Genomic DNA, 512 nt, shown 5'->3' with positions numbered 1-512 from the left:
GGAGGATTTGTTGGCGTAGACATTTTTTTTGTAATTTCCGGCTTTTTGATTTCCACAATCATTTTTGAAGGCCTTGAAAAAAATAGTTTCAGTTTCGTAGATTTTTACAAAAAAAGAATCAAGCGTATATTTCCGGCATTGGTGTTCGTGCTGCTATTTTGCTTAATATTAGGATGGTTCGTCTTATTCCCTCAGGAGTACAAACAGCTGGGGAAGCATGTTATGGGGGGAGCTGGTTTCATCTCTAATTTTTTACTTTGGTTTGAGACTGGGTATTTTGATAATGCAGCTGAAACCAAGCCCTTGTTGCATTTATGGAGTTTAGGTATCGAGGAGCAGTTTTATATTATCTGGCCCTTTCTCATTTGGTTCGTATGGAAAAGAAAATTAAATCTATTTTCTGTAACCGTACTGATAGTCCTTATATCGTTCCTTCTCAACGTAAAAAGAGTTAGCGTAGATGCCACGGCTGCTTTTTATTCACCGCAAACCCGTTTTTGGGAGTTATTATG

Annotated in this window: 1 protein-coding gene; it reads left to right on the top strand. The window is 37.7% G+C overall.

The annotated features are described in order from the left end of the window. The coding region (locus tag A8O27_RS18285; RefSeq protein WP_154669275.1) for an acyltransferase family protein at positions 1 to 512 on the top strand (512 nt) is incomplete at both ends.

It is taken from the genome of Legionella bozemanae (assembly GCF_001648595.1).
In the GTDB taxonomy this organism is placed as follows: domain Bacteria; phylum Pseudomonadota; class Gammaproteobacteria; order Legionellales; family Legionellaceae; genus Legionella; species Legionella bozemanae.
The sequence above is the reverse complement of the archived record's forward strand: the minus strand, read 5'-3'. Positions and strand labels throughout refer to the sequence as shown.